Origin of the sequence: Clostridium sp. KLE 1755, assembly GCF_000466465.2 — a bacterium.
Taxonomy (GTDB): Bacteria; Bacillota; Clostridia; order Lachnospirales; family Lachnospiraceae; genus Eisenbergiella; species Eisenbergiella porci.
In genome coordinates, this window is the sequence record NZ_KE992640.1 from 30,509 (window position 1) to 30,875 (window position 367).

Consider the following 367-nt stretch of genomic DNA (forward strand, 5'->3'; position numbering starts at 1 on the left):
CCCCCCGCATCACTTTTTTCCCGCGCAGTCTGCCAACCGCCCTATGCTTTACTGAATCATTGTGAATGTAAGTTTTTAAGACTACTTTACAATAAATGATTATTGTTTTGAAAAATGCAGTCCCGGAAAAATTCTCTTTGTTTTTAAGTAGAGGACTTTAGAGATCAGGATAAAAGCCGCGGCCCCGTATCAGCCCTCCCCGCCTCCGGGATCGTCCTGCCTTCTTTCCGGGCCGGGCGGGGGTGTTCCTGCTCCAGTCTCAAAAACGGTGATATTTCTTACTGCGCCGGAATGCCAGCATTCCACCGCCCACAGGATAAACGCATCAGTATAGGCGCTGTTCTTCCCGCCGTCTGAGGCTATGGCA